The organism is Neoroseomonas soli (assembly GCF_018129065.1).
GTDB classification, from domain to species: domain Bacteria; phylum Pseudomonadota; class Alphaproteobacteria; order Acetobacterales; family Acetobacteraceae; genus Neoroseomonas; species Neoroseomonas soli.
In genome coordinates, this window is the sequence record NZ_JAAEDM010000037.1 from 24,492 (window position 1) to 44,415 (window position 19,924).

22 protein-coding genes are annotated in these 19,924 nt (G+C 71.2%); 16 read left to right on the forward strand and 6 right to left on the reverse strand.

The window, feature by feature from the left end; translation table 11 throughout:
* The first annotated feature begins 74 nt into the window (after window positions 1–74).
* Together GXW76_RS14090 and GXW76_RS14095 are read left to right on the forward strand one after the other, a co-directional pair.
* Window positions 75–707 (forward strand): isochorismatase family protein, encoded by a 633-nt coding sequence (locus GXW76_RS14090; RefSeq protein ID WP_211862718.1) that lies wholly within the window; start codon window positions 75–77, stop codon window positions 705–707.
* On the forward strand, window positions 704–1,483 hold the full coding sequence (locus GXW76_RS14095) for a hypothetical protein (protein WP_211862719.1): 780 nt from the start codon (window positions 704–706) through the stop codon (window positions 1,481–1,483). Before GXW76_RS14090 ends, GXW76_RS14095 begins: the two co-directional genes overlap by 4 nt.
* A gap of 196 nt (window positions 1,484–1,679) precedes the next feature.
* On the opposite strand, the gene GXW76_RS14100 is transcribed toward GXW76_RS14095, so the two are convergent.
* Window positions 1,680–2,651, reverse strand: a complete 972-nt coding sequence (locus tag GXW76_RS14100; RefSeq protein ID WP_211862720.1) for a Bug family tripartite tricarboxylate transporter substrate binding protein — start codon at window positions 2,649–2,651, stop codon at window positions 1,680–1,682.
* 40 nt (window positions 2,652–2,691) lie between these two features.
* On the opposite strand from GXW76_RS14100, the gene GXW76_RS14105 reads away from it, so the two are divergent.
* The 7 genes from GXW76_RS14105 (at window position 2,692) to GXW76_RS14135 (ending at window position 8,152) form a co-directional block, all read left to right on the forward strand.
* Entirely contained in the window at window positions 2,692–3,525 is an 834-nt protein-coding gene (locus GXW76_RS14105; RefSeq protein WP_338150963.1) for a maleate cis-trans isomerase family protein, read from the forward strand.
* Window positions 3,525–4,034 carry a GNAT family N-acetyltransferase gene (locus GXW76_RS14110; RefSeq protein ID WP_211862721.1) on the forward strand — a complete coding sequence of 170 codons (510 nt, stop codon included), beginning with the start codon at window positions 3,525–3,527 and terminating at the stop codon, window positions 4,032–4,034. The genes GXW76_RS14105 and GXW76_RS14110 overlap by 1 nt, the downstream gene beginning before the upstream one ends.
* On the forward strand, window positions 4,031–4,459 hold the full coding sequence (locus GXW76_RS14115) for a CoA-binding protein (RefSeq protein WP_211862722.1): 429 nt from the start codon (window positions 4,031–4,033) through the stop codon (window positions 4,457–4,459). Before GXW76_RS14110 ends, GXW76_RS14115 begins: the two co-directional genes overlap by 4 nt.
* Before the next feature lie 129 nt (window positions 4,460–4,588).
* Window positions 4,589–5,245 (forward strand): hypothetical protein, encoded by a 657-nt coding sequence (locus GXW76_RS14120; protein WP_211862723.1) that lies wholly within the window; start codon window positions 4,589–4,591, stop codon window positions 5,243–5,245.
* A gap of 140 nt (window positions 5,246–5,385) precedes the next feature.
* Entirely contained in the window at window positions 5,386–6,159 is a 774-nt protein-coding gene (locus GXW76_RS14125; RefSeq protein WP_211862724.1) for a DUF2076 domain-containing protein, read from the forward strand.
* 250 nt (window positions 6,160–6,409) lie between these two features.
* On the forward strand, window positions 6,410–7,267 hold the full coding sequence (locus tag GXW76_RS14130) for a LysR family transcriptional regulator (protein WP_211862725.1): 858 nt from the start codon (window positions 6,410–6,412) through the stop codon (window positions 7,265–7,267).
* Between the two features lie 84 nt (window positions 7,268–7,351).
* Complete coding sequence (locus GXW76_RS14135; protein WP_211862726.1) at window positions 7,352–8,152, forward strand: YdcF family protein; 801 nt, start codon at window positions 7,352–7,354, stop codon at window positions 8,150–8,152.
* 137 nt (window positions 8,153–8,289) lie between these two features.
* Here GXW76_RS14135 and mltG read toward each other — a convergent pair whose 3' ends face one another.
* Genes mltG through GXW76_RS14150 form a run of 3 tightly spaced genes read right to left on the reverse strand, consistent with a single transcriptional unit; the run spans window position 8,290 to window position 10,884 of the window.
* Window positions 8,290–9,297, reverse strand: coding sequence for an endolytic transglycosylase MltG (mltG, locus tag GXW76_RS14140; RefSeq protein ID WP_211862727.1), 1,008 nt, complete (start codon window positions 9,295–9,297; stop codon window positions 8,290–8,292).
* A gap of 27 nt (window positions 9,298–9,324) precedes the next feature.
* Complete coding sequence (fabF, locus tag GXW76_RS14145; protein WP_211862728.1) at window positions 9,325–10,608, reverse strand: beta-ketoacyl-ACP synthase II; 1,284 nt, start codon at window positions 10,606–10,608, stop codon at window positions 9,325–9,327.
* 36 nt (window positions 10,609–10,644) lie between these two features.
* Window positions 10,645–10,884, reverse strand: a complete 240-nt coding sequence (locus GXW76_RS14150; RefSeq protein ID WP_211845163.1) for an acyl carrier protein — start codon at window positions 10,882–10,884, stop codon at window positions 10,645–10,647.
* A 266-nt stretch (window positions 10,885–11,150) separates the two neighbouring features.
* On the opposite strand from GXW76_RS14150, the gene GXW76_RS14155 reads away from it, so the two are divergent.
* The gene (locus GXW76_RS14155; RefSeq protein ID WP_211862729.1) at window positions 11,151–12,734 is read left to right on the forward strand and encodes an ABC transporter substrate-binding protein; all 1,584 of its coding nucleotides are present in this window, start codon (window positions 11,151–11,153) and stop codon (window positions 12,732–12,734) included.
* Between the two features lie 78 nt (window positions 12,735–12,812).
* Here the strand turns inward: GXW76_RS14155 and GXW76_RS14160 are convergent, their stop codons facing one another.
* Window positions 12,813–13,793, reverse strand: a complete 981-nt coding sequence (locus GXW76_RS14160; protein WP_211862730.1) for a Bug family tripartite tricarboxylate transporter substrate binding protein — start codon at window positions 13,791–13,793, stop codon at window positions 12,813–12,815.
* A 148-nt stretch (window positions 13,794–13,941) separates the two neighbouring features.
* On the opposite strand from GXW76_RS14160, the gene GXW76_RS14165 reads away from it, so the two are divergent.
* The 3 genes from GXW76_RS14165 (at window position 13,942) to GXW76_RS14175 (ending at window position 15,413) form a co-directional block, all read left to right on the forward strand.
* Window positions 13,942–14,502, forward strand: a complete 561-nt coding sequence (locus GXW76_RS14165; protein WP_211862731.1) for a chromate transporter — start codon at window positions 13,942–13,944, stop codon at window positions 14,500–14,502.
* Window positions 14,499–15,023, forward strand: coding sequence for a chromate transporter (locus GXW76_RS14170; protein ID WP_211862732.1), 525 nt, complete (start codon window positions 14,499–14,501; stop codon window positions 15,021–15,023). Before GXW76_RS14165 ends, GXW76_RS14170 begins: the two co-directional genes overlap by 4 nt.
* A 69-nt stretch (window positions 15,024–15,092) precedes the next feature.
* The gene (locus tag GXW76_RS14175; protein ID WP_211862733.1) at window positions 15,093–15,413 is read left to right on the forward strand and encodes a hypothetical protein; all 321 of its coding nucleotides are present in this window, start codon (window positions 15,093–15,095) and stop codon (window positions 15,411–15,413) included.
* 16 nt (window positions 15,414–15,429) lie between these two features.
* Here the strand turns inward: GXW76_RS14175 and GXW76_RS14180 are convergent, their stop codons facing one another.
* On the reverse strand, window positions 15,430–15,840 hold the full coding sequence (locus GXW76_RS14180; RefSeq protein ID WP_211862734.1) for a hypothetical protein: 411 nt from the start codon (window positions 15,838–15,840) through the stop codon (window positions 15,430–15,432).
* 122 nt (window positions 15,841–15,962) lie between these two features.
* On the opposite strand from GXW76_RS14180, the gene GXW76_RS14185 reads away from it, so the two are divergent.
* From GXW76_RS14185 to lptG, 3 genes are all read left to right on the forward strand, one after another.
* A complete protein-coding gene (locus GXW76_RS14185) occupies window positions 15,963–17,378 on the forward strand; it encodes an FAD-binding oxidoreductase (protein ID WP_211862735.1) in 1,416 nt (471 codons plus the stop codon).
* Between the two features lie 99 nt (window positions 17,379–17,477).
* The gene (gene lptF, locus GXW76_RS14190; protein ID WP_211862736.1) at window positions 17,478–18,629 is read left to right on the forward strand and encodes an LPS export ABC transporter permease LptF; all 1,152 of its coding nucleotides are present in this window, start codon (window positions 17,478–17,480) and stop codon (window positions 18,627–18,629) included.
* On the forward strand, window positions 18,626–19,750 hold the full coding sequence (gene lptG, locus GXW76_RS14195; RefSeq protein ID WP_211862737.1) for an LPS export ABC transporter permease LptG: 1,125 nt from the start codon (window positions 18,626–18,628) through the stop codon (window positions 19,748–19,750). Before lptF ends, lptG begins: the two co-directional genes overlap by 4 nt.
* Window positions 19,751–19,924: the final 174 nt, after the last annotated feature.

The following is a 19,924-nucleotide window of genomic DNA, read 5'->3' on the forward strand; positions in this document are numbered from 1 at the left end:
GCGACGGGCCGCCGCCCCGCCGATGCTTCACGGCACGGACGTCAGCCCCCAGCCATGCCGCCAGGAGACCCCGCATGAGCGGACACCCCGAAGCCGACATCTATCATCGCCAGGGGATGGGGAACCTGTCGGGCATTGGCGACAGGCCGGCCCTCGTCATCGTCGATTTCGTGGTGGGCTTCAGCGACCCGGCGCATTTCGGCGGCGGGAACATCGGCCCGGCGATCGAGGAGACGGTCAGGCTGCTCGCCTTCGCCCGCCGTCAGCATTGGTCGGTCGCGCATACCCGCGTGGTCTATGCCGAGGACGGTTCCGACGCTGGCGTCTTCACCATGAAGGCGCCGAGCCTGCGCAAGCTGACCGAGACGAGCCCGCTGTCGCAGATCGTGCCGCAACTCGCGCCGCTGCCGGGCGAACTGGTCGTGCGCAAGCAGGGCGCCTCGGCCTTCTTCGACACCAACCTGGCGGGCTGGCTCGTCTTCCGCCGCGCGGACACGCTCGCGGTGGCGGGCTGCACGACATCGGGCTGCGTGCGCGCGACGGTGGTGGATTCCATGCAGCACAATCTCCGCACCGTCTGCGTGACGGACTGCGTCGGCGACCGCGCCATCGCGCCGCACGAGGCCAACCTCTTCGACATTGGCCAGAAGTATGCGGACCTGATGACGCGGGCGGAACTCGAAGCGGTCTGGATGTCGCGGCTGTGAGCCTGCCCGAGATCCGCGAGGCCGAGGCCTCGCCCGAGGTTGCCACGGTCTATGCCGGGCTGCGCGCCGGCGTGGGCGTGGCGCAGGTGAACCTGATCTGGCGCCATGCCGCGGCGTTGCCTGGCGTGCTGGACTGGCTCTGGTCGCAGGTGCGGCCGGCCTTGGAAAGCGGCGCCGCTGCGGGCGCGCGGGACCGCATCGCCGCGCACGTGCCGCTGCCGGCGATGCCGCGTGCGGATGCGCCGCCGGATGTCGCCGCGCTGGTCGAGACCTACAACCGCGGCAACCTGACGAACCTCGCGGTGCTGACGGCGGTGCGGCTGCGCGCGGCCGGCGTCGTGCCGGGCGTGGCGGGCGCCGCGGCGGAGGTCGGGACGATGCTGCCCGAGCCACCGCCGCTGCCGCGCCTCGCGGAATTGCCCGCGCCGCTCGCCGATGCGGTGCGCTCGCTGGCGGCGCGGCACGGGCTGTCGGATGCCTCGGTGGTGCCGAGCCTCTATTTGCATCTCGCGCAGTGGCCCGTGGTGCTTGGCGCCCTGCCGGCGCTGCTCGCACCGCTGTTCGCGGGCGGGGGCCTCGTCACCGCGCGCGATGCCGCCGTGGCCGCCGCCGAGGCCGAGGCACCCGGTCTGATCGCCGCGCTTGGCGCCGCGCCGCCGGCGCCGGAAGCGCTCGCCGTCTTCCTGCCGACGCTGGCGCTGTTCACCCGCGAGGTCATCCCCGGCATGGTCCCGGTCGGCCTCGCCCTGCGGCGGGCCTTCGCCGGAGGGCGATGACGGCCGCGAGAAACGCCGGAGCCGGCAGGGCGTCCCTGCATCCGGCACGCGAGTCGCTGCCATGCATCCGGACCCCGCGCGCTCCGCACCGCGGGCCGGGCGCGGCACCGCGATTCGCATCTCCTGCTGCGCGTCGCCGAAGCGCATCAGGAAGGCGCAGCCGCGGCGACGGAAGCCGCGGTGCGGACAGCGGGGGCTACTGAAGCCTCGCTCCGGTGGCGCGGATGATGGCGCCGACCCGCTCGCTTTCCTCGCTCATGAAGCGCGCGAAATCGGCGCGCCGCATGACCCGCGGGATGGATCCGCCGGCGCCGATCCGGTCGCGCAGCGCCGGTTCATCGAGGCAGGCGGCCAGCACCTCGTCCAGCCGCGCGAGGATCGGTTCCGGCACGCCCGCCGGCGTCACCAGGCCGAACCAGCCCGTGGTGGTCACGTCCACGCCCTGCTCGCGCATGGTCGGCAGATCCGGGAAGGCGGGCACCCGATCCGGTCCGCTGACGGCGATCGGCCGCATGCGCCCGCCCTGCGCCATCGCCGCGACGGCGGAGATCGACTGGAACAGCACGTCGAGCCGGCCCTCGATCAGGTCCGTGTTCATCTGGCCGGCCTGGTTGTAGGGCGCGTGGATGATCTCGATGCCGGTGATCCGGCCGAACTGCGCGGCGGCGAGGTGCTGCGACGATCCGATGCCCACCGAGCCGAAGTTCAGCGGCCGCCCGAGCGCCTTCGCCCAGGCGATGAAGTCCTGCAGCGTCCGCGGCGGGTTCTGCGGCGGCACGACGACGATGTTCGGCACCAGCGCGATCAGCCCGACGGCGGCGAAGTCCTTCTCTGCATCGAAGGGCATGTTGGCGTAGAGCCACCTGTTCGCGGCGTTGGAGGCGATGGAGGCGAGCCCCACCGTGTAGCCGTCCGGCGCGCTGCGCGCGACCGCGGTCATGCCGATATTGGTGCCCGCACCCGGCCGGTTCTCGACCACCACGGGCTGGCCGATGCGCGCGGAGACGCGGTCGGCGACCAGGCGGGACAGCACGTCCCCCGCGCCGCCCGCCGGGCCGGGGTTGATCCATCGCACCGGCCGGTCGGGCCAGGCCGGTTGCGCGCGCGCGACGGCCGGCAGGGCCAGCACGGGCGCGCCAAGCAGCGCGCGGCGGAGCACACCGTTCATCCCCATCCTTCTCCGGCGTGAAGCGCAACGAGTGTTCCGCGTGAGCGAAACGATGGCAAGGGCTGGCGCGGCGGCGCGCCTGTGGCAGGCTGCGCCCGCCGGTATCGACGCAGGGAGGTCCGCGATGGGCAGGGACGTGCTGGGCTGGAGGAAACTCCTCGGCGTGATGGGTCCTTCCACCAACACCGTCGTGCAGCCGGACTTCGACATGATGCGGCCGGCCGGCGTCACCAACCACTATTCCCGCATCTACACGCCGAATGCCGACGCCGTGTCCAACGAGACCTTCCGCGCCGGTGCCGAACTGATCGGCGCGAATACGCTCGACGCCGTGCGCAGCGTGATGACCTGCGGCCCGGACTACCTGGTGATGGGCATGTCCGCCGTCACCTTCTTCGACGGCGCCAAGGGGGCGGACCGCTTCATCAGGCAGGTGAAGGAGGTTTCGGGCCTCGACATCTCCGTCGGCAGCCATGCCTGCACGGCGGCGCTGAACGCCTATGGCGGGGTGAAGCGGCTCGCGGTGCTCTCGCCCTATTGGCCGGCGATGAACACCGAAGTGGCGCGCTACTTCGGCGACATGGGCTTCAAGGTGGTGCGCGACATCGCGCTGCAATGCCGGTCCTGGACCGGCATCGCGCAGGTGGCGCCGAAGCAGTGCGTGGACGCGCTCAGGCGTCTCGATGGCGATGACGTGGATGCGATCGTGCAGGTGGGCACGAATCTCTCGATGGTGAGGCTCGCCGCGATGGCGGAACTCTGGCTTGGCAAGCCTGTGATCGCGATCAACACCGCGACCTACTGGCATGCGCTGCGCGCCAATGGGATCATGGACAAGGTCGAAGGCTGCGGGCGCCTGCTCGAGGAATTCTGATGCCCATCCGTGCCGCGACCGAGGCCGACCTGCCAGCGATCACCGCCATCTACAACCAGGTGATCGCGACCTCGACCGCCATCTACGCCGACGACCCGCTGACCATCGAGGACCGCCGCGCCTGGCTCTCCGCACGGCGCGCCGCGGGCTATCCGGTGTTGGTGGCGGAGGAAGGCGGGGAGGTGCTCGGTCTGTCCACGTTCGGCGATTTCCGGGCCTTCCCCGGCTACCGACACACGGTCGAGCATTCCGTGCACGTGCGTGCGGATGCGAGGGGCCGGGGCCTCGGCAGCGCATTGGTGGCGGCGCTGTTCGAACCCGCGCTCGCGCTCGGCAAGCATGTGATGATCGCGGGCGTGGACGCGGCGAACGAAGGCTCGATCCGAATGCACCAGCGCCTCGGCTTCGAGCGCGGCGCCGTGCTGCGCGAGGTCGGGCGCAAGTTCGGCCGCTGGCTGGACCTGGAACTGATGCAGAAATTCCTCGACGCGCCGGGAGCGCCGCGATGACCGACGCCGAGATCCGCGACCTGCTGCTGAGCACGCGCCGCATCGCCGTGGTCGGCGCCTCCGACCGGCCGGGGCGTCCGAGCCATGGCGTATTCCGCTTCCTGCTCGACCGCGGCTACGACGCGGTGCCGGTGAACCCGGCGCTGTCCGGGCGCGCGGTGCACGGCATCCGCTCGGTCGCGACGCTCGCGGAGGCGGCACCGCTCGACATGGTGGATGTGTTCCGCCGCAGCGCCGAAGCGGGCGCGGTGGTGGACGAGGCGATCCGCCTCGGCGCACGCGCCGTCTGGCTGCAACTCGGCGTGATCGACGAGGCGGCCGCCGCCCGCGCCCGCGCCGCCGGGCTCATCGCGGTGATGGATCGCTGCCCGGCGATCGAGTGGCGGAGGCTGGACCTGCCGCCCCGCATCCCCGGGCACAATTGATCGACCTGTTGGCTGTCCGCGCATTGGTGGTCCGGTAACCCGCGTCATTGCGTGATGTCTGTCGGGCCGGGCGCTTCGCCCAGGCCTGTGGTGTCGCGCGTTCTGCGTGCGTGATTCGGAGGCCGCTGCATGTCGGGTACGTCCGGCAAGTTCTTCTTCGGTGCGGGAAACCGCGCCTTCTACAATCTGCTCCGCCCGATGGGCGGTGGCGGTTTCGCCAAGGGATTCGGCAAGGCGCTTACCTTCGCGTCCACCGGCACCGCCGCGTTCGGCATCTTCAACCAGGTGCAGGACTACCGGGAGGGCAGGAACTCGGGCCAGGAGGCCGCCTTCGGCAGCGCGGCGCTGTTCTTCGGTTGCCTGGGCGGCGGCGGATCTCTCAAGGCCTTCGCCTATAGCGGGCTCACCTCCTATCTAGTGATGGCCTCCCTCATCGGCCGGCGGGACCATTTCCGCGCGACGAATCCGGATGCGCAATTCGTGCCCGAGGCGCTGATCAAGACGTCGGACTATTTCGACCTGATGTCGCCACTGCCGATGGCGGTGGCGGAAGGTGTCTCGGGCAGCACCGGCGGGCGAGGCGGGATGGTGCTGAAGACGCTCGGTCTCGGCTACAGCATGCTCAATCTCGACCTGGGCAACATCAAGCGCCTCTGCCTGCAGGACGGCGCCGAGATCGACCACATGGAAAGGGTCGAGCCCGAGATGCTGCCGCTCCATCTCGCCAACTACGGCGACCAGGCGCTGAGCGATGTCGAGATCTTCATGCTCCTCGCATCGGATTGAACGAAGGCAGGGAGGCGTTCGGCGAAGCTTCCGTGGCGCGTATTGAAACCGTCCCGCTGCGGGGCCAAGTCGCCGCGCATCGGGGCGGCGCGCCCGGTCGAGGGCCGCGCCCCAGTGCCATGCCGGGAGAGGATCGAGGAATGACGGACGAGGAACGGCGGATCATCACCGCCTTCGTGGAGCGGATCAGCGGGGCGGCGGCTGTGCCGCAGGCGCCGAGCGGCCCCTGGGGCGCCGCACCCGCCCCGCAACTGCCGAACCTTCCGCCGGTGGACCAGGACGCCGACCGCCTGATCGCAGACCTCTTCGCCCGGCACCCGGAGGCCCGCTACCGCATCACCCAGACGGCCTTCGTGCAGGAGGCGGCGCTGATCGAGGCGAACAACCGCATCCAGCAACTGGAGTGGGAAGTCGAGAATGCACGCCGCCAGGGCCAGGCGACGGCCGCGCAGGCTGGCGGCGGGGGCATGTTCGGCGGGCTGTTCGGCGGGCGTTCGAACGCGCCGATGCCGCCGCCGATGCCGCCCCGCCCGCAGCCGCAATACCCGGCGGGCTACAACCCGGCCGCGCTGCAGCAGCAGTCCCGCGGCGGCATGGGCTTCCTCGGCACCGCGGCCGCTGCCGCGGCGGGCGTGGCGGGCGGCATGCTGCTCGGCAACATGCTGACGAGCGCCTTCGGCGGTAGCGGTGGTGCCGCGCAGGCGGCCAGCCCCTTTGGCACCGGCGGGGCGGATGCGGCACCCGTCTCCTCCCCCTGGACCGACCCCGGCGCGACGGCGGCCTCGGACGGCGGGGCAAAGGCTCCGGCGGACAGCGGTTGGGGCCAGCAGGACGCCGCGGCGGCCGACCAGGACCAGGATGCCTGGGGCGCCCAGGACGACGGCGGCGACTGGGGCGGCGACGAAGAGATCTGAGCGCGGCAGCGGCTGCCAGCCGCGGTCGCTTCCTTCCAGTCTTCGGGCACCGGGCGGCCGCCGTCCGGTGCTTCTTCTTCACGCTGGAATGGCGCAGCGGTGCCGGTGGGCGGCAGCCCGCCATCGTGCCTTGCGGTCCCGCCCCGAGACTTTGCCCCGGAACGCCTCCTGTCGTCGGGGCAGGGGCGGCGCGACGGACTCATTGGCATGCCTCATTGACGCGCGGGGCGGCATGATGATCACTCATGCCATGCGCGTCCCCGATCTCGATCTCGACCTGTTGCGCGGCTTCGTCACGGTGGCGGAGCGCGGCGGCTTCACCGCAGCCGGCAATGCCCTCGGCCTGACGCAGTCGGCGATCAGCCTGAAGGTGAAGCGGCTCGAGGACATCCTCGGCAAGCGTGTGCTGGAGCGTGGTGGCCGCGCGGTGGCACTGACGCGGGAAGGGGAGACGCTGCTCGCCTATGCCCGCCGCATGCTCGCGCTGAACGATGAAGCGGTGCGCCGCATGATCGCGCCGCCGGTCGCGGGGCGCCTGCGGCTCGGCGTGGCGGACCATTTCATTCCGCGCAACCTGGCCCCGGTGCTGGCCCGCTTCACCCAGACCTACCCCGAGGTGCGGCTGGAGGTGGAGGTCGGGCGCAGCCACGAACTCCGCGCGGCAATGACCGACGGCGCGCTGGACCTGGTGCTCGGCAAGCGGCGGGATGGCGAGACGGAGGGCCGGCCGGTCTTCACCGAGACCATCGTCTGGGTCGCCGCTCCCGGCTGGGAACCACCGGCGGACCGGCCCCTGCCCATCGCCATGCTGCCGCAGGGCTGCATGTTCCGCGACCGCGCGCTGGCCGCGCTCGCGCGTGCGGGTATTGCCTTCGAGGTGCTCTACACCTCCGCCTCGTTGCTTGGCGTTGCGGCCGCCGCGCAGGCGGGCTTCGCGGCGACGGTGCTCGGCCGCACCGGATTGCCGCCGGGGCTTGTGGAACGGCCGGGCCTGCCCGCCTGCGGCACGGCGGAGATGTGCCTCTTCGGCGATGCCGAGGGGCGCTCCGCCCTGGTCGATCCGCTGGTCGGCTTCATCCGGGACAGTCTCGAGGCTGCGCCGGCCTGACTCGAAGCTGCGCCGGCCGTAGTCCTTCGGCCATGCTATGCGGCGGCCACAGAAACGACGCCTCCGCGGCGGACACAGGGGCCCATGACCGACATCCTCTTCGCGTTCTCCAAGATCCTGTGGTTCCCGGCGCGGCCGGGGCATTTCGCGCTGATCGTGGGGTTCATCGGGCTGTTCCTGCTCTGGCGCGGGCGGCGGGGCGGGCGCTGGCTGGTGCTCGCCTCCCTCGGCTTCTTCCTGATGCTGGTCGCCACGCCTGCCAACCAGTGGCTGATGCTGCCGCTGGAGGACCGCTTCCCGCGCCCTGCGCAGGCGCCGGAGCATGTGGACGGCATCATCGTGCTCGGCGGCGCGGTGGACCAGAACATCACCGAGGCGCGCGGCATCCCCTCGCTGAACGGGGCGGCGGAGCGCATGACGGAGGGCGTCATCCTCGCGCGCCGCTATCCCGATGCGCGGCTGGTCTTCAGTGGCGGGCAGGGGTCGTTCGTGCATGGCCAGATCACCGAGGCCGACGTCGCGCGCATGCTCTGGACCTCCATGGGCATCCCGCCCGAGCGCGTGGTCTACGAGGATGCCGCGCGCAACACGCATGAGAACGCGGTCTTCACCCATCGCCTGGTGAACCCGAAGCCGGGCGAGGTCTGGCTGCTGGTGACATCGGCGGCGCACATGCCGCGATCGGTGGCAGTGTTCCGCGGCGCGGGATGGCGCGGCATCGTTCCCTGGCCGGTCAACTACCGCACCGGACACAGCTGGACCGTCTGGTACGATGCGCCCTTCCCCGAACGGCTCGGGCAGTTCGAATGGGCGTTCCGCGAGTGGCTCGGGCTGGTGGCGTACTACCTGATGGGGCGGACCGAGAGCGTGCTGCCGGCGAGGTAGAAGGTCGGGGGAGGGGAACCTCCCCCGAACCCCCTCCCTTCTTTGTCAATTGGGAACCGGCCTCGGAAGTCAGTCTCCAAAGGACAAAGAAGGTTGAGGGGGGCACGGGGGGAGAAGTTCTCTTCTCCCCCCGTCCTTCACCTGGCGATGCTCCGCCGCTCGACCTCTCGCCACCGCGCCACGTTCCTGTTGTGCTCTTCCAGCGTCCGCGCGAAGGCGTGCCCGCCCGTCCCGTCCGCCACGAAATACAGTGCGTCCGTCGCTTCCGGCCGCGTCGTCGCGGCCAGTGAGGCGCGCCCCGGGCTGGCGATCGGCCCTGGTGGCAGGCCGCGGTTGCGGTAGGTGTTGAACGGGTGGTCGCGGTCGAGGTCCGTCCGGCCGATGGCGCGGTCCATCGGTGCCCCGCCGGTCGCGGCATAGGCGACGGTGGGGTCCGACTGCAGCGGCATGCCGCGCCGCAGACGATTCACGAAGACGCCGGCGACCTTCGCGCGTTCGTCCGGCCGCCCGGTTTCGCGCTCGACGATCGACGCCAGCACCAGCGCCTCCCGCGGGGAGGCGAGCGGCAGGTCGGGGGTGCGTGCGGCCCAGGCCTCGGCCAGCGCGCGGTCCATGGCGGCCGTGGCGCGGCGGGCGATCGCAGATCGCGTTTCGCCCCATTCGAAGGCGTAGGTCTCGGGCAGCAGTTCGCCCTCGCCGATCTGCGGGAGTTCCCCCGCCAGGCCCTCGGTGCGCTCGATCAGGGCGCGGATCTGGTGCGCCGTCAGGCCTTCCGCGATGGTCAGGCGGCGCTGCACGGGGCGTTCCTCGCGCAGGATGCGGAGCACCTCCGACAGCGGGGCGGCGGCGGGGAAGGCGAATTCGGCCGCGCGCAGCGGCCCGCGGTCTCGGGTGATCCAGGCGGCGACGGCGAAGGCGCGCGGGTCGCGGATGACCCCGCGTTCAAGCAGCGTGGCGGCGATGGTCTCGGTGCCGCCACGCGGGATGACGATCTGGGCCGGTTCGGCCAGCGGCCCCGGCCCCGACCAGGCGCGCTGGACGGCCCGCGCCGCCCAGCCGGCGGCGCCGAGCAGGACGACAAGCACCGCCAGCGCGATCGCCGCCCGGCGTGTGCGCGGTCCCCGCCCCGGCGTCTCCCCGCTCATGCGGTGCCGCGCGCCATGGCGCGCGACTCAGGCGGCCGCGCGAAAGACGATGCTGGCGTTGGTCCCGCCGAAGCCGAAGGAGTTGGACAGCGCCACCTCGATCTTCCGCGGCTGCGCCTGCAGCGCGACGCGGTCGATGACGCTCTCGCGGGACGGCTTTTCCAGGTTCAGCGTCGGCGGCGCGACGTTGTCGCGGATGGCGAGGATCGAGAAGATCCCTTCCACCGCGCCCGCCGCGCCGAGCAGGTGCCCGACCGCCGACTTGGTGGAGGACATCGCCAGGCCCTTGCCGGCATCGCCCCACAGGCGCTCCACCGCTTCAAGCTCCAGGTCGTCGCCGAGCGGCGTCGAGGTGCCGTGGGCGTTGACGTACTGAACCTCCGCCGGGGTGACGCCGGCGCTGCGCAGCGCCGCCGTCATGGCGCGGAAGGCGCCTTCATGGCCCTCGGCCGGGGCGGTGATGTGGTAGGCGTCGCCCGACATGCCGTAGCCGATGACCTCGGCATAGATCTTCGCGCCGCGCGCCTTGGCGTGCTCGTATTCCTCGAGCACCAGGACGCCCGAGCCCTCGCCCATGACGAAGCCGTCGCGGCCCTCGTCCCAGGGGCGGGAGGCCTTCTGCGGCGTGTCGTTGAAGCCGGTGGAGAGCGCGCGCGCCGCGCAGAACCCGGCGACGCCGAGTTCGCACACGGCCGCTTCCGCCCCGCCGGCCACCATCACGTCGGCGTCGCCGAGCGCGATGAGCCGCGCCGCGTCGCCCAGCGCATGCACGCCGGTGGCGCAGGCGGTGACGACCGAGTGGTTCGGCCCCTTGAAGCCGTACTTGATCGAGACCTGCCCGGAGGCGAGGTTGATCAGCGCCGAGGGGATGAAGAAGGGCGAGATGCGCTTGATCTTGCCCTGCACGGCGAGCGTCGCCGCCTCGTGGATCGTCTCCAGCCCGCCGATGCCCGAGCCGATCATCACGCCGGTGCGGCAGCGCGCTTCCTCATCCGGCGGGACCCAGCCGGAATCGGCGACCGCTTCCTCAGCCGCGACGAGCGCGAACTGGATGAAGCGGTCCATCTTCTTCTGGTCCTTGATCGGGATCCATTCGTTGATGTCGAGACGGCCATCCGCCTTCACGCCGGTCGGAATCTGACCTGCGATCTTCGCGGGCAGCGTGGAGACATCGAAGGACTGGATGCTGCCGATGCCGGACTCGCCGGCAAGCATGCGCTTCCACACATGCTCGACACCGAGGCCGAGCGGGCAGGCGATGCCCATGCCGGTCACGACGACGCGTCGCGGCGAGAAACCGTTCTGGAACACGCGCTCTACCCCCCAACCCCGGTCTATCGAAGGCTATTACTCGCCCTTGTGCTTCTCGATGTATTCGATCGCGTCCTTCACGGTCGTGATCTTCTCGGCCGCGTCGTCCGGGATCTCCACGCCGAAGGCCTCCTCGAAGGCCATGACCAGCTCGACGGTGTCGAGGCTGTCCGCGCCCAGGTCGTCGATGAAGGACGCCTCGGGCGTCACCTTCGCTTCCTCGACGCCGAGGTGCTCGACGACGATCTTCTTGACCTTCTCGGCGGTGTCGCTCATCGCGTAACTATCTCCGTTCTGCCGGGCCTGACCCGTACCTGAATGCCGACTGCGTTCCGCCCGGTGCCGGCCGGACTCGCGCCCCGGGCCCCCGCGGAGCCCGGCGCTTAACATGGAAGTGGAGCGGGGCCTAGGCGGTCCCTGCGGTCCCGGTCAAGGCCCCGTTCGGTGAGGCCGGCGCCCCGCCCGGCGGCGGGCCTTGCGCCCGGCCCTGGGCGCGGGCATCCAGGGCGCAACGAATCATCATATGGAGACTCCGGGAACCCATGCTGACCCGCCGTTCCGCCCTGGCCGCCGGTGCCGCCACCGCCGCCGCCGGCCTGTCCAGCCCGGCCGTCGCCCAGGGCGCCGCGCGCAACGTGCTGCGCTTCGTGCCCCACGCCAACCTCTCGACCATCGATCCGATCGTCACCACGGGCTACGTCGCCCGCAACCATGGCTACATGGTCTATGACACGCTCTTCGCGACCGATGCCGAGTTCCGCATCCGCCCGCAGATGGTCGAATCCTGGGAAGGCTCGGGCACCGACCTGGCCTGGACCTTCAGGCTGCGCGAGGGGCTGAAGTTCCACGACAATGAGCCCGTCCGGGCGCGGGACGTCATCGCGAGCCTGCGCCGCTGGGGCGCCCGCGATTCCTTCGGCCAGGCCCTGATGGCCGCGGTCGCCGAGATGACGGCGCTGGACGACCGCACCTTCCGCATCCGCCTGAGCCGGCCCTTCCCGCTGCTGGTGGATGCGATCGGGAAGCTCTCCTCCCTGGTGCCGTTCATCATGCCGGAGCGTTTCGCGACGCTCGACCCGAATCTCCCGGTGCCGGAGGCGATCGGCTCCGGCCCCTTCCGCTTCCTGCGCGACCAGTGGGTGCCCGGCAGCCAGGCGGTCTATGAGAAGTTCGCGGGCTACGTCTCCCGCAACGAGCCTTCCTCCTCCGCCGCCGGCGCCAAGCGCGTGCATGTCGAGCGGGTGGAGTGGCGCATCATCCCCGACGCCTCCACCGCCGCCGCCGCCCTGCAGACCGGGGAAGTGGACTGGTACGAGCAGCCGGCCTTCGACCTGCTGCCGCTGATCTCGCGCTCCCGCGACATCCGCATCGAGCAGATCGACCCGGTCGGCTCCATCCTGATGATGCGCTTCAACCACCTGCACGCGCCCTTCAACAACCCGGGCGTCCGCCGCGCGGTGCAGATGGCGGTGAACCAGACCGACTACCTGGACGCCGTGGTGGGCAACAACCGCTACTACCGGGAATGCAAGTCGGTGTTCTCCTGCGGCACGCCGCTCGCGTCGGGGGAGGGCACCGACCGCATGGCCGGCAACCTCGACCGCGCGAAGCAGATGCTGCGGGAAGCCGGATATGCCAATGAGCCGGTGGTCATCATCTCGCCCACCGACATCCCGGTGAACCACGCCCAGTGCCTGGTGACGCAGGACCTGCTGAAGCGGCTGGGCATGAACGTGGAACTGGTGGCGACGGACTGGGGCACGGTGCTCGCCCGCCGCGCCAGCCGCAACGCGCCGGCCCAGGGCGGCTGGTCGATCTTCCATACCTGGTGGGTGGGGCCGGACCTCGCCAACCCGGCGCTGCACGCGCCGCTGCGCACCAACGGCGCGGCCGCCTGGGTCGGCTGGCCGACCGATGAGGGGCTCGAGGGGCTGCGCGAGCAGTTCCTCAACGCGCCGAACGAACAGGAGCAGAAGCGCATCGCCGGGCTGATCCAGGCCCGCGCGATGGAGTTCGTGCCCCATGTGACCGTCGGCCAGATGTGGCAGCCGACCGCCTTCCGCCGGAACGTGCAGGACATCCTGCCGAGCCCGGTGCCGTTCATGTGGAACGTGCGGAAGGGCTGAAAGAAGAAGCGGGGGAGAAGGGAACTTCTCCCCCGCGCCCCCTCAACCTTCTTTGGGATTGGGGGACGACCGTGATGGTCAGTCCACCGTGATGTTGGCCTGGCGGATCACCTGGGCCCAGCGCTCGCGCTCCCAGCGGATCAGGCGGGCGAAGCCTTCGCCGTCGAGGTTCGAAGGCTCGGCACCCTCGTCGCGCAGGCGGCGAATGACGTCCGGGTTCGCCAGCGCCTCCCGCATCGCGGCGAACAGCCGGGCCCGCACCGGCTCCGGCGTGCCGCGCGGCACCAGCAGCCCGTACCAGGCGGTGGCCTTGTAGCCGGGCACCCCGGCCTCGGCGACCGTGGGAACCTCGGGCAGCACGGCGATGCGCGTCTCGCCCGTCACCGCGATCGGCCGCACCTGCCCGCCATTGATCAGGCCCACCACGGACGGCAGCGTCGTGATCATGAAGTGCAGATGCCCGGCGACCACGTCCGTCAGCGCCGGGCCGGCGCCGCGGAAGGGCACGTGCTCCGCCTGCAGCCCGGCCATCTGCAGCATCAGCGCCGCGGCCAGGTGGCTCGCCGAGCCGTTGGAGGCCGAGCCATAGGTCGTCTGCCCGTTCCCCGCGCGGATCTCGGCCAGCAGTTCCTGCAGGTTCTGTGCGCGGGACTTCGGCCCCACCACGACGACGAGCGGCGCATCCGCCACCAGCCCGATCGGCTCCAGCGCCCGCTCGGGATCGATGCGCATGTTGCGGAACAGGGAGACGTTCACGCTCATCGGGCCGTGATTGCCCATCAGCACCGTGTAGCCGTCGGGGCGGGAGGTCGCCGCCGCCTCGGTGGCGATGTTGCCGCCGGCGCCGGGGCGGTTCTCGACCACCACCGGCTGGCCGAGCACGCCCTGCATCGCCGTGGCGACCGTGCGCGCGATCAGGTCGGTGCCGCCGCCCGGCGCGAAGGCCAGCAGGATGCGGATCGGGCGGTTGGGGAAGGGCCCGTCCTGCGCCGCGGCGGGCAGGGTGGCCAGTACAGGGGCGGTGGCGAGAGCACCGAGCAGGGTCCGGCGGGTGGTCATCGTCTGGCTGGCCTTGTTCTGGGCCGGGGCGTGACCCGGCGAGGGCGTCCGCCCATCTAGGCCGTTGCGCCGCGCGGGTGAAGCCGGATGGCGCGACTCGCGGCGGGGGGATTGATCCCGCCCGCGGGGCGGGGTCCCCTGCTGCGACATGACCGAGACTGACTTGCCCCGCCCCGTGCCGACGCTGCTCGACCTTTTCCTCACCTACGGGAAGATCGGCCTGATCGGCTTCGGCGGCATCAACGCCTGGGCGCGGCGCGTCCTGGTCGAGGAAAAGCGCTGGCTGACCGACCAGGAATATGCCGAGACCCTCGGCCTCGGACAGGTGCTGCCCGGGCCGAATGCGCTCAACGCCGCCATCATGGTGGGGGACCGATTTCACGGCACTGCGGGCGCGATCGCGGCGCCGGGGGCGATGTTCGGCGGGCCGCTGGTCCTGCTGGCGGGGCTGGCCATGCTCTACGACGCCTATGGGGAACTGCCGACCATGCGCGCCGTGCTGGCGGGCGTGGGGGCGGCGGCGGCGGGGATGGTGCTCGGCACAGCGGCGAAGATGACGCAGAAGCTGAAGCCGCCGCCCATGCTGCTCGCCGTCGGGCTCACGGCGCTGGTCGCGGCGGGGGTGTTCAGGGTGCCGCTGCCCTACACGGTGCTGGGCCTCGCGCCCTTCGGCATCTGGGCCGCCTGGTGGGCGAACCGCACGCCATGACGCCCGCCATCTTCTGGCAACTGGTCCTCGGCTTCGGCGCGATCTCGCTGGTCTCGGTGGGCGGCGGCATCGCCGTGCTGCCGGAGATGCACCGCCTGGTGGTCGAGGTGCATGGCTGGATGGACAGCGCCGATTTCGCCCGCCGATTCGCCCTGGCGCAGGCGGCGCCGGGGCCGAACGTGCTGGTGGTGGGGCTGTTCGGCTGGCATGTCGGCGGCATCCTCGGGATGCTGACGGCCGTGCTGGCGATGACGTTGCCGACCTCTTTCATGGCCTTCGGCTTCTCCCGCCTGCGGGCGCGGCTGGCCGGCAGGATGTGGCTCAGGATCGTCGAGCGCGGGCTGGTGCCCATCGCGGTCGGGCTGATCGCGGCCTCGGGCATCATCCTGGCGCAGGGGACGGGGACGGGGTGGCTGCCGCTCGCGGTGACGGCGGCCTCGACCGTCTTCGTCTGGCGGACGGACTATTCGCCGCTCTGGGTGCTTGGCGCGGGTGCCATCGTGGGGCTGGCCTTCCTCTGACGGTGCGGGCGCATTGCCCCCGCCGCCCGCCCGGCCCATAGGTCCCGCGCAACGCGAAGGATCGCCGAGATGGACAAGGATGCGCTGGCCGCCTGGGCGCTCGCCAATGGCTGGCAGACGATCGGCGGGAATCCGAGCCTGACCAAGCCGTCCTCCCCCAAGGAGGCGATCGTGCGGATGCTGCTGAAGGCGACCGTCGTCACCATCGAGGTGAAGAAGCCTGCCGGGAAGTGGGAAAAGGTCGCGAGCGAGCCCTACGGCAAGGTCGAAGCCGACCCCGAGGGCGGTCCGCCCCAGGGCCTCGGCCTGGAGAAGATCCCCAGCCTGTCCATGCTGATGCAGGAAAACCGCGACCGGATGGTCTTCGCGCGGATGACAGGGAAAGGGTGACGCCCGCCAGTCACCGTCACGCCGCGTTCGGCTGCACGACCTCCACGGTGATGAAGACCCTGCCTTCCAGTTCGAGCATCGCATCGTGCAGTGGTTTCAGGCGGCGATTCGCCTCGATCGATCCCCGCAGCGCGAAGCCGAGCGCGACGCCGGCGAAGGCCGGGATCAGGCCGAAGTAGCCAAGCAGGGCGGCGGCAAGGGCGCAGATCCCGAAGATGATTCCAACGACACGAAAGTTTCGCCGTTCGGGTGCGACCGCCCAGGCGGCGCGCGCTTCTGCGAGTTGCTGCCGCAGGCGCGCCGTCTCCTGGGCAAGACTAGGGAGTTGCGCATCACGCACCGGGTTCCAGCCAATTTGGCGCTGAAGCCCGGCTTCGATCTTTTCGATCCGCTTCTCGGCGTTCTGGAATACGCTCGAATCCAACATTCTGTTGTCATGTCCCGGTCCGTTGCCGCCGATGATCGACGGGGTCGTGCCCGACGGTCTACCGGGAAGTGGCCATCGCTTCGCTTGACCCGGAGGCTGCGGGCGGGGAGTTTCCGCCCGCCATGACCGACACCGCGCTACCTGCCGCCCTCGCGACCCTGCTCGGCCCCTCGGGCCTGATCACCGACCCGGCCGACATTGCCCCGGCGCTGGCGGATTGGCGCGGCCTCTACCAGGGCACGGCGCTCGCCGTGCTACGCCCGGCCTCGACCGAGGAAGTCGCCGCCTGCGTGCGGATCTGCGCCGCCGCCGGCATCGCCATCGTGCCGCAGGGTGGCAACACCTCCATGGTCGGCGGCGCGACGCCGGAAGGGCAGGGCCGCTCGGTCGTGCTCTCGCTCGCCCGCATGAACCGCATCCGCGACCTCGACCCGGTGGACATGACCATGACGGCCGAGGCGGGCGTCGTGCTGAAGACCGCCCAGGACGCGGCAGCCGACAGCGGCTGCCTTTTCCCCCTCAGCCTGGGCGCCGAGGGCACGGCGACCATCGGCGGCGTGCTGTCCACCAATGCCGGCGGCAACACCACCGTCCGCTACGGCAACGCGCGCGAACTGATGCTCGGCCTGGAGGTGGTCCTGCCTGACGGGCAGGTCTGGAACGGCCTGCGCCGGCTCCGCAAGGACAACACCGGCTACGCGCTGCGCCATCTGTTCGTGGGCGCGGAGGGCACGCTCGGCATCGTCACCGCCGCGACGCTGCGCCTGTTCGCCCGCCCGCGGGCCAATGAGGTCCTGTTCTGCTCGGTGCGTGACGAGGACGCCGCGCTCGCCGTCTTCCGCCGCTTCCGCGAGGCCGACGAGACCGCCATCCGCGCCTTCGAATACATGTCCGGCCTCGGCGTCGATTTCGCCGTGAAGCACATCCCCGGCGTCACCCTGCCGCTGGCCGAGCGGGCGGATCACTACATCCTCGTGGACCTCGCCTCGACCCGCGCCGATGCCGACCTGCAGGGCCTGGCCGAGCAGGTCCTCGGCGCCGCCCTGGAGGAAGGGGAGGTGCTCGACGCCGTCATCGGCGGCAGCGAGGCGAAGCGCACGGCTATCTGGCGCATCCGGGAAGAACACCCGGAGGCCCAGCGCAAGGAAGGCGCCTCGGTGAAGAACGATGTCTCGGTGCCGGTCTCCAAGGTGCCGGAACTGATCCGCCGCGCCTCGGCCGCCTGCGCCGCGCTGATCCCCGGTACCCGGCCCGTGCCCTTCGGCCACATGGGCGACGGAAACATCCACATGAACCTCGAGCAGCCGGTCGGCATGGCGCCGGAAGACTTCCTCGCCCGCAGTCACGACATCATGGACACGGTGAACGAGGTGGTCCGCGACCTCGACGGTTCCTTCTCCGCCGAGCACGGGATCGGACGTCTCAAGACCGACATGATGGAGGCCTGGCGCGGCGGGGCGGAACTCGATGCGATGAAGCGCATCAAGTCGGCGCTCGACCCCGCCGGGCTGATGAATCCCGGCAAGGTCCTGCCCTGAGGCCGCTCGCGCTAAAGTGACCCGCGCATCTGGGCGCCCGGGCCCGGCGCCGCAAGGCTTTCGGCACGGGGGGGAACCCTTTAGGTTGCCCCCGGCTCCATGACCCGCATCGACCGCTATCTCTTTCGTCAGCTCTCGCTCGCCCTCATTGCCGTGACGGTGGGGCTGGCGGCGCTCGTCTGGCTGACCCAGTCGCTCCGCTTCATCGAGCTGGTGCTCGATCGTGGACTGTCGCTGCTGGTCTTCGTCGAACTGACCAGCCTGATGCTGCCTTCCTTCTTCGCGGTCATCCTGCCCATCACGACCTTCGTCGTGGTGCTGTTCATTTACGTCCGGCTCGCCGCGGACCGGGAACTGGTGGTGATGCGTGCGGCCGGGCTGTCCCAATGGAGCCTCTCGCGCCCGGCGGTCGCGCTCGCGGTCCTGGCGACGGGTGCCTGCTTCGTGCTCAACCTCTGGCTCGTGCCGGTCTCGCACACCGCCTTCCGGCAATGGCAGTTCGAGATCCGCAACCAGTTGGTCGGCGTGCTGGTGCAGGAAGGTGTCTTCTCCCAGGTCGGCAACGACCTGACCGTCTATGCGCGCTACCGGGATCCGGACGGCACCCTGCGCGGCATCCTGGTGCACGACCAACGCGACTCGGGCGCGCCGGTGACGATCCTCGCCGAGGCCGGCCGCATCACCGTCACCCCGTCCGGACCGCGCGTCACCCTGGTGAACGGGGTGCGCCAGCAGGTGGACCGCGCGCCGGCCAATGCGGCGCCGGGCACGCCGCCGCTGCGCCTCAACACCCTCTCCTTCAGCGAGAACAGTGTCGATCTTGCCCGCGCAACACGCGGGGAGGAGGTGCGCAGCCGCGATTCGCGCGAGCGATCGATCGAGGAACTGCTCGACCCCGACCCCACCGAGGGCCTGCGCGACCGCGAGATCCGCCGCTTCCGGGCGGAGGCGCATCAGCGCCTCGCTGGCCCCTTCACCACGCTCTCCTTCGCGCTGGTCGGGCTCGCCGTGGCGCTCACCGGGGAATTCCGCCGCCATGGCGGGGGGCTGAGGATCGCGGTCGGCATCTCGCTGGTCGTCGGGCTGCTCGCCTTCGGCCTGACCACGGGCAACCTCGCGCAGCGCAATAATGCCTGGGTGCCGCTGATCTGGGTCCAGGCGCTGCTGCCTGCCGTCATCGCCGCCTGGTGGATCGGATTCGGCGGGAGCGGGCTGCGCCGCCCGCGCCAGCCGGTGCCGGCCACGCCATGACCATCGCCCGCACCCTGATGATCTACGTCGCGCGGCGCTTCGCCACGATGACGCTCGCGATGCTGGCGGCGCTCGCCGGGCTGGTTTCGCTCTTCGACCTCATCGAATTGCTGCGCCGGGGGGCGACGCGCCAGGACGTGACCTTCGGCCTGGTCTCCCAGATCGCGGCCCTGCGCCTGCCCTTCATGGCGATGCAGATCCTGCCCTTCGCCATCCTGCTGGGCGGCATCATCGCCTTCTGGCGCCTCACGCGCTCCTCGGAACTGGTGGTGGCGCGGGCGGCGGGCATCTCGGCCTGGGGGTTCCTGGCCGGGCCGGTAGGGGTGGCGGTGCTGCTCGGCGCGATCGCGACCACGGGCATCTCGCCGCTTTCCTCCGCCATGCTGGCGCGCGCCGAACGGCTCGACGCGCAGTACCTGCGCAACACCAGCGGCATATCGGCGCTGGCCGGCGGCCGGCTCTGGCTGCGCCAGGCCGATGCTGGGCTCGACGCGCGCGGCGTCGCCATCCTCTCGGGCCGGCCCGTGGCGCTGCGCGACCTCCGGCCGGGGGAGGCCTTTCGCCTCGACGACATCAGCCTGTGGCGCCTGTCGGCCGACGACCGGCCGCTCGCGCGGGTGGAGGCGCCCTCCGCGGTGCTGGCTCCCGGCCGCTGGGTGATCCCCGAGGCCGTGGTCTTCGGCGCGGACCGTACGCCGACCGCGGCACAACGGCTGGAACTGCCCACCGACCTGACGCCGGTCCGCATCCAGGATTCCTTCGCCAGCCCCGACACGCTGTCCTTCTGGCTTCTGCCGGACTTCATCGAGGTACTCGAGCAGGCGGGCTTCTCCGCCGTGCGGCACCGGCTGCACTTCCAGTCCCTGCTGGCGCTGCCTCTGCTTGCCGCGGCGATGGCGCTGCTCGCGGCGGGCTTCTCCATGCGGTCCTCACGGCGCGGAGGCGTCGCGCAGATGATCGGCGGAGGCGTCGCCGCCGGCTTCGCGCTGTTCGTGATCGACAAGGTCACGGGCGAATTCGGGGAGGCGGGCACCCTGCCCGTGGTCTTCGCCGCCTGGGCGCCGGCCGCCGCAGGCTTCCTGCTCGCCACCGCATTGCTGCTGCATCTTGAGGACGGCTGAGCGCGCATGCCGATGACACCGACGCTGCCCCGCCTTGCCGCCCTGCTGGCCCTCGTCGCGACACCCGCGCTGGCCCAGACCGGAGCCTTGCCGCCGATCACCATGCCGACGCCGAGCGCGCCGGTCGTGCCCGGCCAGCCGCCGGCCGCCGGGGCGGCGCCGGCCGGTGCGCCC

Excerpts from the sequence above, each read along its gene's own strand:
- GXW76_RS14135 (WP_211862726.1), top strand. The coding sequence starts at position 7,352 with ATGACCGACATCCTCTTCGCGTTCTCCAAGATCCTGTGGTTCCCGGCG.
- GXW76_RS14100 (WP_211862720.1), bottom strand. The coding sequence starts at position 2,651 with ATGAACGGTGTGCTCCGCCGCGCGCTGCTTGGCGCGCCCGTGCTGGCC.
- GXW76_RS14155 (WP_211862729.1), top strand. The coding sequence starts at position 11,151 with ATGCTGACCCGCCGTTCCGCCCTGGCCGCCGGTGCCGCCACCGCCGCC.
- GXW76_RS14125 (WP_211862724.1), top strand. The coding sequence starts at position 5,386 with ATGACGGACGAGGAACGGCGGATCATCACCGCCTTCGTGGAGCGGATC.
- lptG (WP_211862737.1), top strand. The coding sequence starts at position 18,626 with ATGACCATCGCCCGCACCCTGATGATCTACGTCGCGCGGCGCTTCGCC.
- GXW76_RS14175 (WP_211862733.1), top strand. The coding sequence starts at position 15,093 with ATGGACAAGGATGCGCTGGCCGCCTGGGCGCTCGCCAATGGCTGGCAG.
- GXW76_RS14165 (WP_211862731.1), top strand. The coding sequence starts at position 13,942 with ATGACCGAGACTGACTTGCCCCGCCCCGTGCCGACGCTGCTCGACCTT.
- GXW76_RS14120 (WP_211862723.1), top strand. The coding sequence starts at position 4,589 with ATGTCGGGTACGTCCGGCAAGTTCTTCTTCGGTGCGGGAAACCGCGCC.
- GXW76_RS14090 (WP_211862718.1), top strand. The coding sequence starts at position 75 with ATGAGCGGACACCCCGAAGCCGACATCTATCATCGCCAGGGGATGGGG.
- GXW76_RS14115 (WP_211862722.1), top strand. The coding sequence starts at position 4,031 with ATGACCGACGCCGAGATCCGCGACCTGCTGCTGAGCACGCGCCGCATC.
- GXW76_RS14110 (WP_211862721.1), top strand. The coding sequence starts at position 3,525 with ATGCCCATCCGTGCCGCGACCGAGGCCGACCTGCCAGCGATCACCGCC.
- GXW76_RS14130 (WP_211862725.1), top strand. The coding sequence starts at position 6,410 with ATGCGCGTCCCCGATCTCGATCTCGACCTGTTGCGCGGCTTCGTCACG.
- mltG (WP_211862727.1), bottom strand. The coding sequence starts at position 9,297 with ATGAGCGGGGAGACGCCGGGGCGGGGACCGCGCACACGCCGGGCGGCG.
- GXW76_RS14180 (WP_211862734.1), bottom strand. The coding sequence starts at position 15,840 with ATGTTGGATTCGAGCGTATTCCAGAACGCCGAGAAGCGGATCGAAAAG.
- lptF (WP_211862736.1), top strand. The coding sequence starts at position 17,478 with ATGACCCGCATCGACCGCTATCTCTTTCGTCAGCTCTCGCTCGCCCTC.
- GXW76_RS14185 (WP_211862735.1), top strand. The coding sequence starts at position 15,963 with ATGACCGACACCGCGCTACCTGCCGCCCTCGCGACCCTGCTCGGCCCC.
- GXW76_RS14150 (WP_211845163.1), bottom strand. The coding sequence starts at position 10,884 with ATGAGCGACACCGCCGAGAAGGTCAAGAAGATCGTCGTCGAGCACCTC.
- GXW76_RS14170 (WP_211862732.1), top strand. The coding sequence starts at position 14,499 with ATGACGCCCGCCATCTTCTGGCAACTGGTCCTCGGCTTCGGCGCGATC.
- GXW76_RS14160 (WP_211862730.1), bottom strand. The coding sequence starts at position 13,793 with ATGACCACCCGCCGGACCCTGCTCGGTGCTCTCGCCACCGCCCCTGTA.